Origin of the sequence: Prevotella sp. MGM2, from assembly GCF_002933955.1 — a bacterium.
Lineage (GTDB): Bacteria > Bacteroidota > Bacteroidia > Bacteroidales > Bacteroidaceae > Alloprevotella.
The window spans coordinates 1-638 of the sequence record NZ_BEWW01000247.1 but is presented as its reverse complement, the minus strand read 5'-3'; the positions used below and the strand labels follow the sequence as shown (position 1 = coordinate 638).

Here is a 638-nt window from a genome sequence, read left to right as displayed (position 1 = left end):
ATATGGAAATCGTATCAATTGAAAGAAAGACCTTTGAGGCAATGGTCGCCAAGTTCGACCGTTTCGTCAGTCGCATGGATGCCATCTGTCGGCGGCACGGAGAGAAGAAGATGAGCGAGTGGATGGACAATCAGGACGTTTGCCGGATGCTCAACATCAGCCCACGCACATTGCAGACGCTTCGGGACAACGGGACGCTGGCTTACTCGCAGATAAACCACAAGACCTACTACCGTCCCGAAGACGTACAGCGCATTGTTTCTGTTGTGGAGGACAGGCGCAAGGAAGCAAAGTTCAAGGGCAGGACGATTTAATCACCTGCATATAGTAAACAAAGTAATTACACTAAATCCAAAGTAACATGAATGAACTGATTAACAAGGACAGCGAGTGGATAATCCACTTCATGGGCAGTCTCGACCGTCTTTTGGACAACTTTGAGCATCTGACCGCCAATCACCGCCCGACACTGAACGGAGAGCGTTTCTTCACCGACAAGGAGGTGTCGGCACGGCTGAAAGTGAGCCGCCGGACACTTCAGGACTATCGAAACGAAGGACGCATAGCCTATATCCAGTTAGGCGGTAAAATCCTCTACCGTGAATCCGACATCGAAAGGATGCTGAATGACGGCTACC

2 protein-coding genes are annotated in these 638 nt (G+C 50.2%); both read left to right on the top strand.

The window, feature by feature from the left end; genetic code table 11:
* The first annotated feature begins 2 nt into the window (after positions 1-2).
* The gene (locus C5S62_RS06290) at positions 3-314 is read left to right on the top strand and encodes a helix-turn-helix domain-containing protein (protein WP_104404550.1); all 312 of its coding nucleotides are present in this window, start codon (positions 3-5) and stop codon (positions 312-314) included.
* A gap of 47 nt (positions 315-361) precedes the next feature.
* Positions 362-638: helix-turn-helix domain-containing protein (locus C5S62_RS06285; RefSeq protein ID WP_104404549.1), on the top strand; the 277-nt coding region annotated here is incomplete at its 3' end.